The organism is Amycolatopsis sp. NPDC059021 (genome assembly GCF_042739895.1).
Classification (GTDB): Bacteria; Actinomycetota; Actinomycetes; order Mycobacteriales; family Pseudonocardiaceae; genus Amycolatopsis.
This window is the reverse complement of sequence record NZ_JBHYIQ010000002.1, coordinates 89,570-104,697: the sequence shown is the minus strand read 5'-3', so window position 1 is coordinate 104,697 and position 15,128 is coordinate 89,570. Positions and strand designations below refer to the sequence as shown.

Genomic DNA, 15,128 nt, shown 5'->3' with positions numbered 1-15,128 from the left:
CCCCGACCGCCTCTCTCTCTGCGCGGGTGCGGCGCGCGCGCGCTCTCACTCCCTCGCTCTCGCACACCCACCCCCCCCGCGGAGCGGGCCCCCCCCGGCACAAGGGGTGTGGTGCCCAGCCGCCCCACTGTGTCGCGAACGACGCGTTCGAGACGATCAACGTCGTCAACGACGCGTTCGGGACATCGCCGCGGGCGGTGGCCCCCTTCACGGCGGTGAGCGCCGGTAAGGAGTCCTTCCCGGACCCGAGGTGTGCCCGGCGGAGATCGAATTCACTCCGGCAACGGTGAGAATGCGGATTGACAGACGCTGGGAAAAATGGTGGCCGCGGATTGCCCGCGTGGTTTCCGCGGTGGCGGATCGGGTGTACGGTGGTGGCCGTCGTGGGTGGCGACCGGTCTTCTGTCAAGCGTCGAAGGGATGGATTTCGGCGCCGCTGCCTAACTGGACCAGACCACTTGCGCTACCGGTCCGCAGGCCGGCGTCCTCGCCGAATATCCCTGCCGTTACTGGGAAGCCGAGGTGGCCGGGCGGGACAGGGAAACCGCCGGCCCGTGGGTGGCGGGGGAATAGGCCGGACCACGCCATAACGCGGGGCATAATATCGCCGCTCAGTGCCGATCGACCTAATGCGTGCGGCCGAACAGCGTCAAGCATTCGGTTTAGTTGACATTCATGTTTATAAGCTCATACTTTGCTCCTGCTGTTCAGGCAGAAAACCCTTCCTCTAGGAGCAAGCGTGAAACGCGCAGCAGGACTGTTATCGGCAGCGTGCTTGGCGGCCCTTTCCATTCAAGCGATCACCGCTGTCGCCGAGGCGGCGCCACCGGCCGCACCGGCCCCCAACTCCGTGGCACTCGCCGTCGCGGCCGCCGACCGGGCGGCCGACTCCGGCCTCGACGCGCTCCACAAGAGCGCCGACGAGCAGTTCAGAAGAGTGAACGTCTATCAGGGCGGTGTTCCCGGTAAACGGGACCTGTTCTACGTCTCGTACGACCGGACCTACAAGGGACTCCCGGTCATCGGCGGGGACGCCGTGGTCGCCACCGACAACGCGGGCAAGGTGCTCGACACCATGGCGGCCCCTAAGGCCGACCTCACCGTCGACACCGTCCCGAAGCTGACCGGCGACCAGGCGGCGGCCGTCGCGAAGACCACTTTGTCCCAAGTGGACAGTGTGGTGGGCAGCACGCTTTCGGTGCTGGCCGAGGGCAGCGGCAAGCTGGTCTTCGAGACCGTGCTCACCGGGCACAAGGCGGGCAACGTCCCCAGCAGGCCGCACGTCTACGTCGACGCCCAAACCGGCGCCGTCGTCGGCAGCCGTGACGACTCCTCCGCCGGGCGCGGCACCAGCGAGTGGAACGGCCCGAACCCGCTGACCATCGACACGAGCAACAACAGCACGGTCGACCCGAAGCGGTCCGGTGTGCGCTGTGTCGACTACAGCAGCAAGCAGCCCTTCACCAACGCCAACGACACCTTCGGCAACGGGAACGCCAGCAGCAAGGAGACCGGCTGCGTCGACGTGCTCTGGTCCACCCAGCACGAATGGGACATGCTCAAGGCGTGGCTGGGCCGCAACGGGATCGACGGCAACGGCCGCGGCGTGACCGTGCAGGTCGGGCTGAACGCGGTCAACGCCTACTGGACCGGTGACCACATCGAGATCGGGCACAACCAGGCAGGCAAGTGGATCGGGTCCATGGACGTGGTGGGCCACGAACACGGCCACGCCATCGACCAGTACACCCCCGGCGGTGCCGGGCAGGAAGCCGGGCTCGGCGAGGCGACCGGGGACATCTTCGGCGCGCTGACCGAGGCCTACACCAACGAACCGGCGCCGTACGACACCCCGGACTACACCGTCGGCGAGTCGGTCAACCTCGTCGGCAACGGCCCGATCCGCGACATGCGGGATCCCTCCCGGGTCAACAACGACCCCAACTGCTACTCCAGCTCGATCCCCGGCACCGAGGTGCACAAGGCCGCCGGCCCGCTGAACCACTGGTTCTACCTGCTGGCCGAGGGTTCGGCGAACAGCCCGACCTGCAACAGCTCCACGGTCAAGGGCATCGGCATCCAGAACGCCGGTCGCGTGTTCTACAACGCGATGCTGCTCAAGACCTCGGGCATGACCTACAAGCGTTACCGCACCGCCACGCTGACCGCGGCCAAGAACCTGGACCCGAGCTGTGCCCAGTTCACCTCGGTCAAGGCGGCCTGGGACGCGATCAGCCTGCCCGCCCAGCCCGGTGACCCGACCTGTGTCGGCAACCCGACCGACGACTTCAGCCTGACGCTCAACCCCGCGTCCGGCCAGGTCCAGGCGGGCGGCAAGGCGAGCGCGACGGTGGCGACGGCGACCACTTCGGGCAACCCGCAGACGGTGGCGCTCACCGCGAGCGGGCAGCCCTCCGGCGTGAACATCCAGTTCAACCCGGCGTCGGTGACCTCCGGGCAGTCCTCGACGATGACGGTGGCCACGACGGCGTCGGTGCCCGCGGGCACCTACCCGATCACGGTCAAGGGCGCGGGCAGCGCGACGCACACCGCGACCTACAACCTGACCGTGGGCGGTAAGCCGCCGGAGAACGACTTCTCGCTCACGCTCGACCCGGCGGCCGCGACCGTCAAGCCCGGCGAAGCCGCGACCTCGACCGTGGGGACGAAGACGACCGCCGGTACCGACCAGACGGTCACGCTGAGCGCCTCGGGCCTGCCCTCCGGCGCGACCGCGGCCTTCGATCCCTCGTCGGTCACCTCCGGCGGTTCGGCGAAGCTGACCGTCACGACGTCGGCCACGACGGCGCCGGGGACCTACTCGATCACGGTGTCGGGCACGGGTTCGGTGACGCACACGGCCACGTTCACCCTGACCGTCGAGCAACAGGGCGGCTGTGGCTCGCTCCCGGAGTGGAACGCCACCCAGGCCTACGCGCCGGGTGACGAGGTCTCCCACAACGGGCACCGGTGGAAGTCCACGTGGTACTCCGTCGGCGCCGAGCCGGGCGCGCCGGAGTCGTGGGCGGTCTGGGAGGACTCGGGCCCCTGCTGATCCGGTGATCCTGACGCAGTGAACGGACGGGGCGGTCGCCGGAGCACGGCGGCCGCCCCGCCGCGTCGTCCGGTTACGCCGTTCGGGCTAGGCCTGGCGGCGTAGCCGGTATCGGCCGCTTTGCCGAGGTGCCGCCCGGCTGCCCGGACGTAGAGTGAGGCCGTGCTCGGCGAGCGGGTTGATTCGTGGATGCGCGGGCACGCACTGTCCGCCGATACCGTGGCAGCGCTCGTGCTCGCCGGCTGCAGTGTCCTTTTAGGACTTCAGTTCGACGCCGACGCCTGCTATTTCGTGCTGTCGCTGCTGTTGACCGTTCCGCTCGCGGTGCGCAGGCGCGTGCCGGTGCTGTGCGCGGCGCTGGTGTCGGCCGCCGCGTTCGCCCAGTGGCTGACCGTCCGCGACAGCATCGGCGCGCTCCCCGCCGATGTGGCGGTGCCGATCGCGGTCCACGCCGCGGTGGCCCATGGCCCGGTGTGGGCGGGCAGGCTCGCGACGGCGGCCGGTCTGCTCGGCGCCGTGCTGGGCGGATGGAGCTGGCCCCAGCTGCCGGTTCCGGTGTCGCTGCACGTAGTCCTCGGCGCGTTGCTCGGCAGCACGGTGGTGGCGGCGTGGGCCGTCGGCGTGCTGCACCGGGTCCGGCGCAAGCAGGTGGACATGCTCGCCGAGCGGGCCAGGCTCCTGGAGGCCGAGCGTGATCAGCGGGCCCGGCTCGCCGTGCTGGGGGAACGGACCCGGATCGCTCGCGAGATGCACGACGTCGTCGCGCACACGCTCGCGGTGGTGATCGCCCAGGCGGACGGTGGGCGGTACGCGGCGGCGACGTCCCCGGAAACCGCGACGTCCGCGCTGGCGACGATCGGCGACCACGCCCGGCAGGCACTCGGGGAGGTGCGGCGGGTGCTCGGCGTGCTCCGGAGCGACTCCGGCGAGTCCGTCGCGCCGCAGCCGGGCGCGGCGGACGTGCGGGAGCTCGTCGAACGGGTCCGGGCCGGCGGGCTCGACGTCCGGTTGACCATGGAACTCCCGGTGCCCGTCGAACCCGCGCTCGGGCTGGTGCTGTACCGGATAGTGCAGGAGGGGCTGACCAACGTGCTCAAGCACGCGGGCGCGGGCGCTCGCGCGGAGGTGGCGATCCGCTGGGAAGACGGCGGTCTCGCGATCGACGTGCGGGACGAGGGCGGCACGCCGCGCACCGGTCCGGGCGCGGGCGGTGGCTACGGCCTGGCCGGGATGCGGGAGCGCGCCGGGGCACACGGCGGCACCGTGACCTTCGGCGAGCGGCCCGGCGGCGGGCACGTGCTCAGCGCCCGGATCCCGGTGCCGTCGTGACCGTCCGGGTGGTGCTGGTCGAGGATCAGGAGCTCGTGCGGGCCGGTTTCCGGATGGTGCTCGACTCCCAGCCGGACCTGACCGTGGTGGGCGAGGCGGGGGACGGCCTGGCCGGGGTGCGGGAGACGCGGCGGCACTGTCCCGACGTGGTGGTGATGGACGTGCGGATGCCGGTGCTCGACGGCGTCGAGGCGACCCGCCGGGTGCTGGCGCTCCCGGAACCGCCGAAGGTCCTCGTGCTCACCACGTTCGACGTCGACGAGCACGCGCTGGCGGCACTGCGGGCGGGGGCGAGCGGGTTCCTGCTCAAGGACGCGGCCCCGGCCGACCTGCTCGCCGCGGTGCGCAGGGTGCACGCCGGTGACGCGGTGCTGGCGGCGTCGACCACCCGGAGACTGCTGGAGCGGCTGGCGCCCGCGCTCGACCCGGAGGCGGCGCGGCTGGCCGCGACGTTGACCGGACGCGAGCGCGAGGTGCTGGTGGCGATGGCCCGCGGCCTCTCGAACGCCGAGATCGCCGGGAGCCTGGTGGTGGCGGAAGGAACGGTGAAGACGCACGTGCGCAACATCCTGGCCAAACTGGGGGTCCGTGACCGGGTGCAGGCGGTGGTCATGGCCTACGAGGCGGGCGTCGTCCGGCCCGGGGACCGGTGACGCCCGCCGTGGGCTCAGCCCCTGGCGCAGATCCGGTCGGCGGCGGGCAGGGCACCGCCGAGCAGATAACCCAGGACCGTCTCGTCGACGCAGTGGGTGGCGGCGCCGGGCTCGGAGAGGAGGTACACCCCGTGCCGGAACGCGCGGTCGAGGGTGACCATCCGCGAGCCCGTGAGGGCCCGGTGCATCGCTCGCTGGCCGGGGTAAGGGGTGGCCGGATCACCGGTGGCGCCCACCAGGAGCGCGGCGTGGCCGGTGCCGATCCGGGTCGGCGCCTCGACCGGGACGGCGGGCCAGAACGCGCACGGGGTGAGGTGGCGGGCCAGCGGACCGTACCTCGGCTCGGTGGGCAGATGCGCCTGGATGTCGCGGTAGTACGTCTCGGGGTCGCGCGAGGCCGCCCGATCCGCGCATTGGTTCGCGATCGTGGCGCTGAACCCGAAGTCCGGGAGCACCTCGGAACTGGTGTACAGGGCCAGCTTCCACTCCTGGGCGGGAGTCGGCGTGACCGCCGCGCCTCGTGCCGCGTCCCACAGCACCCGCACCTGGGCACTGAATTCCGCGTACGCCTCGTCACTGTCGCTGACCGTGAGCAGTAGCCCGGGAACCATCGACGCGTCGACGCGGTGGCTGCCGACCCGCAGCGGGGCACGGGCGGCCGACCGTCCGATGTGGTCGATGGTGGCCAGCACCCCCAGCACGCTGTCACCGAGGCCGTATTGTCCATTGTGGACAGCGGCCCATCGCGCCCAGTCCGTCAGCGCGGCGGCGTCGGCGGGCGCGGTCTCGCGGGTCAGGCCGGGTCCGGCGGCGTCGGGGGAGGCGGCGCTGTCGAGCACGACCCGGTCGGCGCGGCCGGGGAACAGCTGGAGGTAGACCGCGCCGAGGTAACTGCCGAAGGACCAGCCCAGGTACGAGATCCGCGGTGCGCCGAGCGCGGCACGCACGACGTCCAGATCGCGCGCCATGGCGCGGGTCGAGGCGTGGGGGAGCAGATCGCGGTGCGCGGAGCACCGGGACGCCAGCTCCTTCGCGGTGACTACGCTGCGGTCGAACGTCGCGCGGTCCGGGGTGGCGAGCTGGGCACTGCGCAGGTAAAGACCGGTGGGCCAGCCGCATTCCAGCGGCGTGCTGCGGCCGAAGAACCGCGGGTCGATCCCGACGAGGTCATACCGCGCCGCGAGCTCCGGGGCGCTTCGCGGCATGTCGGGCGGAAGGCCCTGTGCCAGAAGCGTGACGCCCTCCCGCGAAGGGCCCGGACCGCCGGTGTTGACCACCAGTGTGCCGATCCGGTGGGCGGAATCGGTCGCGGGCCGCCGGGCCACCGCCACCGAAATCGTTCGCCCGCCGGTGTCGGCGTAGTCCAGCGGGACGGTGACCTCGCCGCAGCGCGCCCCGGCCGCGTCGAGCCGCGCACCGGTCTCGTCCGCGTCGCCGGTCCGGCAGCCGTGCCAGGCGATCGTTTGCCGCTCGAACCGGGTCATGTCGTCCGTGGCGGCGGAAACACCGGCCGTGACGGTGAGCAGGCCACCGGAAACGAGTACCGCGAGGGCGCGGCGGGCGGGTTTCATGACTGCCTCCGAAGGCGAAAAGTCGTTGCTGTCATGGGAAACGCTATGGCCGAGCGGCACCGCCGGACATCTGCCGCGCGACGGAGATTCACCGGCCCGCCCTCTGTCCCCAGGCTGAGCCGCCGGGGCGTCTTGACGCGTGCCGATTCGCGACCTAGTCTTTCCACTTCAGACAGGCACAGACGAAGAGCCACTGTCAGCGGTCTTCGTCGTGTCTGTTTTTTCGTGTCGGATCGCTGACAGCCAGCGCAGAAAGTTGGCGGTCCATGAGTTCACCCACGGTCGCAACGTCGCGATCGATTGCGAACGTTTCGCAGGTCACCGCGCTGATCAACACTCTGTCGAAGCTGCCGCGCAAGGCGAACCTGCTGTGGTACCTGGTGCTGGGCGGCCTGTTCCTGGACGCCTATTCGAACGCCGCGCTCGGCGCGGGCCTCTCGCCGATGACCAAGGAGCTGACGCTCAGCGCGACCCAGGTCGGCGTGCTCACCGCGACCGCGCCCGCGATCGCCATCCTGTTCAACCCGGCGGGCGGCTGGCTGGCGGCCCGGATCGGCCGGGTCAAACCGCTGATCGCCGCGAAGGCGATCGCGGCGCTCGGCGCCGTGCTCACCGCCACCGCGGGCAGTTTCGAGGCGGTCTGGTTCGGACGCGGGCTGGTCGGCATCGCCTACGGCATCGACTTCGCGGTGGCGATGGCGCTGCTCGCCGAGTACACCCCGGCGAAGCTGCGCGGGCGGCTGAACCTGTGGCAGTCCGTCTGGTACGTCGCCACCACGGTGAACCTCGCGCTGACACTGCTGTTCTACAACCTCGGCGTCTCGGTGGAGATCTGGCGCTGGTCGGTCGGCTCGGCCGGGGTCTTCGCGATCGCGTTGCTGGTGCTGCAGGTCGTGTTCCTCGCCGAAAGCCCGTCGTGGCTGGCGACCAAGGGACGGCTGCCCGAAGCGGCGAAAAGCCTGCGGCGGATCTACGGTTTCCAGGTGACCCCGGGAACCGCCGCGGACGAGGACGTCCCGGCCCAGGAACGGAAGATCGGGTTCCGGCAGGCGGGCGTGCTGTTCCGCAAGCCCTATCTGCCGCGTACCTTCCTGTCCACGGCGATCTCGCTGACCCAGTCCATGCAGTACTTCGCCGTCGGCTGGTACCTGCCGGTGATCAGCCTGGCGATCTTCGGGCAGAAGTTCGAGACGGCCACGCTCGGGTCGATGATCTTCAACGTCGCCGGGATCGTCGGCGGCGCGCTCTCGGCCTACTTCGGCCGCAGGATCGGGCTGCGCGTCAGCTCCGCGATCGGGTACGCCTTCGCGTTCGCCATCCTGCTGGTGATGGGGCTGGGCTTCGGCAAGCTCCCGATCGCGATCGGGTTCCTGCTGCCGTTCCTGTTCATCTTCTTCCACTCGGCCGGCCCCGGCGCGAACGGCAAGTCGATCGCGGCGCTGTCCTACCGCAGCGACATCCGCACCCTCGGCACCGGCGTGACCGGGATGCTCGGCAGCTTCGGCAGCGTGGTCGGCCTGTACGTGTTCCCGCAGATCAAGGAGGCGCTGGGGCTCGGCCCGACGATCGCGCTGCTCGCGGTGGTGCCGTTCCTCGGTCTCGTCTCCTGCCTGCTCGTGCGGTGGGACCCGACCCGCAGCGGCGTCGACCCCGACGACGAGGAGATCGACATCAAGTTCGCCGGGAGCGCGGCATGACACGGCGCGGAATCCTGGCCGTCGACGAGGGCTCGACCGGCACACGGGCGGCGGTGGTCGGCGAGGACGGTGTGTGCGGGCCGTCGTTCTACACCGCCATCGACGTCGTGCATCCCGAACCGTCCCGAGTGGAGCAGGACGCGGAGCAACTGCTGCGGCATACCGTCGACGTCGCCCGGCAGGCCGTGGCCTGGGCGGGGGAGAACGACGTCGAGATCGTGGGCATGTCGGTCTGCACTCAGCGGGCGACCGCGATCCTGTGGGACCGCGAGACCGGGCGGCCGCTGGCCCCGGCCGTGGTGTGGCAGGACACCCGGTACGCCGCCGAGCTGGCGAAGCTGGCGCCGGAATGGGATCCGGTCCTGTGGGCGGGAACCGGCCGCCCGGTCGGCACCCGCGCGCCGTTCCTGTGGGCGGCGCGGCAACTCGACCAGCTCGACATACCCGCGGATCGCGTGCTGTTCGGCTCGGTGGACACCTGGCTGGTGTGGCATCTGAGCGGCCGCGAGCGGTACGCGATTTCGGCGACCAACGCCGTCGCGTTCGGCGGGTACCGGCTGCGCGAGCACGCTTGGGACGCCGAATGGCTGGCACGGCTGGGTTTTCCGGCCGAGCTGGCCCCGCCGCCGCTCGACGATGACGGCGACTTCGGGTGCACCGACCCGGAACTGCTCGGCATCCGCGTGCCGATCGCGGCGGTGATGGGCGACCAGCACGCCTCGCTGATCGCCCTCGGCGCGCTGACGCCGGGGCAGGGGACCTGCGTGCACGGCACCGGCACGTTCGTCGGCGCGCTCGTCGGCGACGAGCCACCGGATGGGCTCGGCGAGGTGGACGGCGTGCTGTGCCTGGTCGGCTGGCGCAGCGCGGGGCACAGCCGGTTCAGCCTGGAGGCCTACACCTCGACCACCGGGTCCGCGCTGCGCTGGCTCACCGAGGACCTCGGGCTGTTCGGTTCCGCGGCCGAGATCAGCGCGCTGGCGGCGGGGCAGCCGAGCAGTGAGACGACCTGGTTCGTGCCCACGCTGGCCGGGCTGCGCACGCCGGTGCTGCGGCCCGACGCGCGCGGGCTGCTGGTCGGGCTGAGCCTGGCGACCTCGCGTGAAGTGCTGGCGCGCGTGGTCCTCGACGGGATCGCGCACGCGGTGAGCGACACGGTCGACGCGCTGCGGGCGACGATGAAGCGGCCGATGACCCATCTGCGGGTCGGCGGCGGGCTGGCCGCCAGCGACGCGTTGCTCCAGAGCCAGGCCGATTTCGCCGGTGTCGCGATCGAGCGGGTGGCCGATTCGGCGACCGCCAGCCTGCGTGGCGCGGCCTACCTCGCCGGTGCCCGGCTCGGGGTGTGGCCGTCGCTGGCCGACGCCGTCGGCTATCAGAAGCCGGGCGAGGTCTTCGAGCCCCGGTTGCCCGAAGACGACCGGCGGGAACTGCGCGCACGCTGGCAGGACGTGCTCGCGGTCTCGTTGTCCTGACCGTCCTTTTCATACTGTCCTTAGTGGACGTTACAAGCGGGCCCGGTGACGTCCGGGTCCTGTCCTGAGTGGAGAGACAAGCTCATGTTCACACTGCCGTCCCGACGGCCGAACGCCGTCGCCGCGAGGGCGACCCTTTCCGCGCCACTGCGGCTGGATCGTCGCGCGGCGCTGAAGAGTCTCGACACCGGCACGTTCGACGTGCTGGTGATCGGGGGCGGCGTCACCGGCGCCTACACCGCGCTGGACGCCGCCTCCCGTGGCCTGAAGGTGGCCCTGGTGGAGCGCGACGACTTCGCGTCCGGGACGTCGTCGAAATCGTCCAAAATGGTCCATGGCGGGCTGCGTTACATCGAACAGGGCAACCTCGATCTGGTCCGGCATTCGCTGCTGGAGCGTCAGCGGTTCCGCCGCAACGCCCCGCATCTGGTGCAGCGGCTGCCGTTCCTGTTCCCGATCCTGGCCAAGGACGGTGTTTTCGACGCGCGCATCGCCAAGGCCTTCGAGAGTCTGTTGTGGACCTATGACCTCGCCGGCGGCTGGCGGATCGGCAAGCTGCACCAGCGGCTCACCGTCGACGAGGTGCTGGCGCACGCCCCGACGCTGCGCGCGGACAATCTCAAGGGCGGGCTGATGTACTACGACAGCCGCGCCGACGACGCCCGGCTGACACTCGCGATCGTGCGCAGCGCGGCGCACCTCGGCGCCGTCGTGGCCAACGGCGCGGAGGTGACCGGCCTGCGCACCTCCGGCGGACGGGTCACCGGGGCCACGGTCGAGGCCGGCGGCGAACGGATCGACGTCCGCGCCCGGGTTGTGGTCAACGCGACCGGCGTCTGGGCCGACAACGTGGACGGCATGGCCGACGAGGGCCACCGGCCGCAGGTCCGCCCGGCCAAGGGCGTCCACATCGTGCTGCCGTGGTCGAAGATCCGCAACGACTGCACGGTCACCGTGCCCATCCCGGGCCGCGCGCGGCGCGCGACCTGCACCCGCTGGGGCGACGTCGTCGTGGTCGGCACCACCGACACCGACTACGACGGCTCGACCGACGACGTGCACTGCACCCGCGAGGAGATGGAGTTCCTGCTCGAAGGCGCCACGATCGCGTTCGACACCAAGCTGGACGCCGGTGACGTGCTGGGCAGCTACGCCGGCCTGCGCCCGCTGGTCGGCGGCAAGGAAGGCGCGACGCTGGACATGCGGCGCGACCACCACATCACCGTTTCGGCGGGCATGGTCACGGTGACCGGCGGCAAGCTCACCACGAGCAGGCATATGGGCGAGCTGGTGGTGGACAAGGCGCTCGGCCTGCTGGGCCGGAAAGCCCGCTGCCGCACCAAGAACCTGCCGCTGGTCGGCGGCGCGGGCTACGACGCGGAGGCGACCGCCGCGACCGGCGGCATCGCCGCGCACCTCGGCGGCCGCTACGGCACCGAGGCGCGTTTCGTCAGCGCGCTTGTCGACGAGGACCCGTCGCTGGGCGAGCCGCTCATCCCGGGGCAGCCGCACCTCAAGGCCGAGGTCGTGTTCGCGGCCCGCTCGGAGATGGCGCGTTCGGTGGACGACGTGCTGTCCCGGCGGACCCGGCTGCGGCTGTTCGCCAGGGACGCGTCGGCCGAAGCCGCCCCGCTAGTGGGCGAGCTGCTCGGCGCGGAACTCGGCCTCAGCCAGGAAACCGTGGCCGCGCAAGTGAAGGAGTACCGGGCGGGCGTCGCCCGGGAGAAGTCGATCCTGTTCGGAGACAACCTGTTGGGAGACAACGCATGATCAGCCGCCAGACCATCACCCACCCGTTCAACCGGGGCAATTACGTGGTCGGCGCGCCGACGCCGCCGCGCTGGGGCGCCCGGACGGCGCCGGGCCAGGGCGGCGCGTCGTTGCAGAAGTCCACTGTGGACGTACCGGCGGCGCTGACCGAGGCACTGCGCGGCGTGGCGGACGCGGTGTACACCGACCGCGACGAGGTCGTGCTGCGGACCCGCGACTGGTGGGCGGGCTCGATGATCGGCGAGACCGCGGACGCCCCGGCGACCCCGGACGCGGTGATCGCCGAGGTGGGCACGGTGGAGCAGATCCAGGCCGTGGTCCGGTTGTGCGGCGAGCACCGGGTGCCGCTGACCGTGTCCGCCGGGCGCAGCAACGTCACCGGTGCCGCGCTGCCGGTGTACGGCGGTGTCGTGCTGGATGTCTGCCGCCTCAACGAGATCGTGTCCTTCGACGCCACCTCGCAGATCGTCGAGGTGCAGGCGGGCATGTTCGGCGACCTGTTCGAGAAGGAGCTGCAGGAGGTCCACGGCGCCACCACCGGGCACTGGCCCTCGGCGTTCGCGATGTCCACTGTGGGCGGTTGGGTGGCGTGTCGCGGCGCGGGCCAGTTGTCCACCCGCTATGGCAAGATCGAGGATATGGTCGTCGGCCTCGACGTCGTGCTCGCCGACGGCACACTGGCCCGCTTCGGCGACTACCCGCGCGCGGCCACCGGCCCGGACCTGCGCCAGCTGTTCGTCGGCTCGGAGGGCACGCTCGGCGTGATCACGTCCGTGCGCCTGCGCACGCACCCGCTGCCGGCCTACTCGAAGGCGATCGCGTACGGCTTCGAGACGTTCGCCGAGGGGCTGGACGCCTGCCGCCGGATCATGCAGCGCGGCGCGACCCCGGCCGCGATGCGGCTCTACGACAAACTGGAGAGCGGAACGCACTTCGGGCAGCCGGACACCAACCTGCTGCTCATCGCCGACGAGGGCGATCCGGTCCTGGTCGACGCCATGATCCAGGTGAGCGCCGAGGAATGCGCCGCCACCGGGTCCGAAGTGGACGGTCAGCCGGTGTTCGAGCGCTGGCTCGACGAGCGCATGCTGGTCGGCAAGTCGGCCGACGGGTTCACGCCGGGGCCCGGGTTCGTCGCCGACACCTTGGAGATGGCAGGCTCGTGGGCCGCGCTGCCCGCCATCTACGACGAGGTGGTGGCCGCGATCGAAGCCGTGCCGGGCACCCTCCGGGCGTCCGCGCACCAGTCGCACGCCTACACCGACGGCGCCTGCCTGTACTTCTCGCTGCGCGGCGACGTCGAGCCGGAAAAGCGGCGGCACTGGTACCGCTCGGCGTGGGACGCGGCCAACGCGGTCCTCGTGCGCCATGGCGCCGCGCTCAGCCACCACCACGGCTCGGGCCTGCTGCGCGGGCCGTACCTCGCCGACGCGCTCGGGACCGGCTTCGGCACGTTCGCCGACGTCAAGCGGGCGCTGGACCCGCGGGGCCTGCTCAACCCCGGCAAGCTCGGCCTGCCCAGCGACCTGGGCCCGAACCCCCTGGACACGGCGAGCTGACCGGCCACTGTGCACGGTCACGAGGGTCGGCATGAAACGGTGGACGCCATGAACGAGAGGATCACGGCGGCGTTCGAGGACGTCCCGGTGTGTGCTTCGGTGGTCGGTTCCGCTCGCGTGCCGGACTTCGTGAAGGCCGAGGCCCGGGTCGGGATCCTGGCGTCGGTCCCGGTCGGGCAGCTGCCGAAGATCGTGTCGCTGCTGGCCGGGCTGGACAAGCTCGTGTTCGTCAACATCGACTCGTGCCCCGGCCTGGCCACCGACCGCGGCGGCGTGGACTTCCTCCAGGAGATCGGGGCGGCCGGGGTGGTCAGCACCCGGGTCGCCCCGATCGAACGGGGGCGGGCGCTGTCGCTGCTGACCATGCACAAGGTGTTCGTCACCGACCGGTCGAACCTGAACCGGAGCCTGGAGGCGGTCAAGCGCAGCGGCCCGGATCTGGTGGAGCTGATGCCGGCGCCGATCATCCCCTGGATGTCGGCGCAGGCACGGGAAGTCCTGTCACCCTTCGTCGCGGCCGGATTCGTCACCGACCGCGACGGGGTGGCGCATTCACTGGCGATGGGCGCGCTGGCCGCCGCGTCGTCCGATGCGGGGCTGTGGTCGCTGACCCGGTCCCGGCTACGTACAGGAGAAGCATGAGTTTCGTCGTGGTGGCCCGGTATGTGACCGCGGAGCGGGACCGGGTCGTCGAACTGCTCGGGCCGATGGCCGAGGCGTCGCGGCGCGAACCCGGTTGCCGCCGGTACACCGTCCACACGGGAATCGAGGAGGGTGTCGTGGTGATCGTCGAGGAGTACGACAGCGAGCAGGACTTCACCGCCCATTGCGCGTCGGAGCATTTCAAGCGGATCGTGCTCGGCGAGGTCGTGCCGCTGCTGGCCGACCGGCAGGTCACCCGCTGCGTCCCGGCGGGGGAGCGGTGATGCGCGTCCGTGGCGCGGTGCTGCGCGAGGTCGGGAAGCCGCTGGAAATCGAGACGCTGACACTGGACGCGCCGGGGCCGGGCGAGTTGCTGGTCCGCGTGCGCGCGGCCGGGTTGTGTCATTCGGATCTGTCGGTGATCAACGGGTCGCGGCCGCGCCCGGTGCCGATGGTGCTCGGGCACGAGGCCGCCGGTGAGGTGGTCGAGGCAGGATCGGGCAGCGATTTCGTCCCGGGCGAGCACGTCGTCCTGACGTTCGTGCCCTCCTGCGGCGACTGCGGCCCGTGCACGGCCGGACGTCCCGCGCTGTGTGTCCCGGGCGCCGCGGCGAACCGGGACGGCACCCTGCTCGGCGGGGACGTCCGCTGGTCGTCCCCGGCCGGGCGCCCGCTGCACCACCTCGGCGTGTCCGCCTTCGCCGAGTACGTCGTCGTGTCCGCCCGTTCGGCTGTGCGGGTCGACAAGACCCTGCCGTTCGAGATCGCGGCTCTGTTCGGCTGCGCCGTGCTGACCGGCGCGGGCGCGGTGTTCAACGCGGCGGATGTGCGTCCCGGCGACAGCGTGGTCGTGTTCGGCCTCGGCGGTGTCGGCCTCTCCGCGCTGCTCGCCGCGAAGGCCGCCGGTGCCACGACGCTGCTCGCGGTCGATCCTGTCGCTTCGAAGCGAGAGCTGGCTTCTTCGCTCGGCGCCACTCACGTCCTGGCGGGCGACGTCGCGGAGATCCGCGAGCTGACCGGGGGAGGCGCCGACCACGCCGTCGACACCACCGGAGTGGTCGCCGCCCTGGCCCAGGCCTACCAGGCGACCCGGCCGGGCGGCACCACGGTCACCGTCGGCCTGCCGGACCCCTCCGCCGAGTTGTCCTTGCCCGCGCAAAGCCTCGTCGCCGAGGAGAAGACCTTGCGCGGCAGCTATCTGGGCTCCTGCGTACCCCGGCGGGACGTGCCGCGGTTCATCGCGCTGTATCAGGCGGGACTGCTGCCGGTGGAGGCGCTGCTGACGCACTCGATCACCCTCGACGAGATCAACGCGGGCTTCGACCGCCTGCACGAGGGTCGCGCCGTGCGCCAGGTCATCACCTTCTGAGCCGGGAG

The 15,128-nt window shown here is 71.4% G+C and carries 11 protein-coding genes; 10 read left to right on the top strand and 1 reads right to left on the bottom strand.

Going from position 1 to position 15,128, the window contains the following annotated elements; genetic code table 11:
• Positions 1-739: 739 nt before the first annotated feature.
• From ACFWX1_RS01400 to ACFWX1_RS01390, 3 genes are all read left to right on the top strand, one after another.
• Positions 740-3,055, top strand: coding sequence for a M4 family metallopeptidase (locus ACFWX1_RS01400; RefSeq protein ID WP_378382826.1), 2,316 nt, complete (start codon positions 740-742; stop codon positions 3,053-3,055).
• A 162-nt stretch (positions 3,056-3,217) separates the two neighbouring features.
• On the top strand, positions 3,218-4,384 hold the full coding sequence (locus ACFWX1_RS01395) for a sensor histidine kinase (protein ID WP_378382825.1): 1,167 nt from the start codon (positions 3,218-3,220) through the stop codon (positions 4,382-4,384).
• Positions 4,381-5,037 carry a response regulator gene (locus ACFWX1_RS01390; protein ID WP_378382824.1) on the top strand — a complete coding sequence of 219 codons (657 nt, stop codon included), beginning with the start codon at positions 4,381-4,383 and terminating at the stop codon, positions 5,035-5,037. The genes ACFWX1_RS01395 and ACFWX1_RS01390 overlap by 4 nt, the downstream gene beginning before the upstream one ends.
• Positions 5,038-5,051: 14 nt before the next feature.
• On the opposite strand, the gene ACFWX1_RS01385 is transcribed toward ACFWX1_RS01390, so the two are convergent.
• Positions 5,052-6,608 (bottom strand): alpha/beta hydrolase, encoded by a 1,557-nt coding sequence (locus ACFWX1_RS01385; protein WP_378382823.1) that lies wholly within the window; start codon positions 6,606-6,608, stop codon positions 5,052-5,054.
• Positions 6,609-6,874: 266 nt separating this feature from the next.
• Here ACFWX1_RS01385 and ACFWX1_RS01380 point away from each other — a divergent pair, with 266 nt between their 5' ends.
• The 7 genes from ACFWX1_RS01380 to ACFWX1_RS01350 all read left to right on the top strand — a co-directional run bounded on the left by ACFWX1_RS01380 (position 6,875) and on the right by ACFWX1_RS01350 (position 15,120).
• On the top strand, positions 6,875-8,305 hold the full coding sequence (locus ACFWX1_RS01380; protein WP_378382822.1) for an MFS transporter: 1,431 nt from the start codon (positions 6,875-6,877) through the stop codon (positions 8,303-8,305).
• Positions 8,302-9,780, top strand: coding sequence for an FGGY family carbohydrate kinase (locus ACFWX1_RS01375; protein ID WP_378382821.1), 1,479 nt, complete (start codon positions 8,302-8,304; stop codon positions 9,778-9,780). Before ACFWX1_RS01380 ends, ACFWX1_RS01375 begins: the two co-directional genes overlap by 4 nt.
• Before the next feature lie 84 nt (positions 9,781-9,864).
• Positions 9,865-11,550, top strand: coding sequence for an FAD-dependent oxidoreductase (locus ACFWX1_RS01370; RefSeq protein WP_378382820.1), 1,686 nt, complete (start codon positions 9,865-9,867; stop codon positions 11,548-11,550).
• On the top strand, positions 11,547-13,109 hold the full coding sequence (locus tag ACFWX1_RS01365; protein WP_378382819.1) for an FAD-binding oxidoreductase: 1,563 nt from the start codon (positions 11,547-11,549) through the stop codon (positions 13,107-13,109). Before ACFWX1_RS01370 ends, ACFWX1_RS01365 begins: the two co-directional genes overlap by 4 nt.
• A gap of 48 nt (positions 13,110-13,157) precedes the next feature.
• Positions 13,158-13,751: a glycerol-3-phosphate responsive antiterminator gene (locus ACFWX1_RS01360; RefSeq protein WP_378382818.1), complete on the top strand. Its 594-nt coding sequence runs from the start codon at positions 13,158-13,160 to the stop codon at positions 13,749-13,751.
• The gene (locus ACFWX1_RS01355; protein ID WP_378382817.1) at positions 13,748-14,035 is read left to right on the top strand and encodes a putative quinol monooxygenase; all 288 of its coding nucleotides are present in this window, start codon (positions 13,748-13,750) and stop codon (positions 14,033-14,035) included. Before ACFWX1_RS01360 ends, ACFWX1_RS01355 begins: the two co-directional genes overlap by 4 nt.
• Positions 14,035-15,120 carry a zinc-binding dehydrogenase gene (locus ACFWX1_RS01350; RefSeq protein ID WP_378382816.1) on the top strand — a complete coding sequence of 362 codons (1,086 nt, stop codon included), beginning with the start codon at positions 14,035-14,037 and terminating at the stop codon, positions 15,118-15,120. The genes ACFWX1_RS01355 and ACFWX1_RS01350 overlap by 1 nt, the downstream gene beginning before the upstream one ends.
• Positions 15,121-15,128 lie beyond the last annotated feature (8 nt).

Bases quoted from the DNA above. Each gene is read 5' to 3' on its own strand.
- ACFWX1_RS01360 (WP_378382818.1), top strand. From the start codon at position 13,158: ATGAACGAGAGGATCACGGCGGCGTTCGAGGACGTCCCGGTGTGTGCT.
- ACFWX1_RS01375 (WP_378382821.1), top strand. From the start codon at position 8,302: ATGACACGGCGCGGAATCCTGGCCGTCGACGAGGGCTCGACCGGCACA.
- ACFWX1_RS01365 (WP_378382819.1), top strand. From the start codon at position 11,547: ATGATCAGCCGCCAGACCATCACCCACCCGTTCAACCGGGGCAATTAC.
- ACFWX1_RS01355 (WP_378382817.1), top strand. From the start codon at position 13,748: ATGAGTTTCGTCGTGGTGGCCCGGTATGTGACCGCGGAGCGGGACCGG.
- ACFWX1_RS01380 (WP_378382822.1), top strand. From the start codon at position 6,875: ATGAGTTCACCCACGGTCGCAACGTCGCGATCGATTGCGAACGTTTCG.
- ACFWX1_RS01385 (WP_378382823.1), bottom strand. From the start codon at position 6,608: ATGAAACCCGCCCGCCGCGCCCTCGCGGTACTCGTTTCCGGTGGCCTG.
- ACFWX1_RS01370 (WP_378382820.1), top strand. From the start codon at position 9,865: ATGTTCACACTGCCGTCCCGACGGCCGAACGCCGTCGCCGCGAGGGCG.
- ACFWX1_RS01350 (WP_378382816.1), top strand. From the start codon at position 14,035: ATGCGCGTCCGTGGCGCGGTGCTGCGCGAGGTCGGGAAGCCGCTGGAA.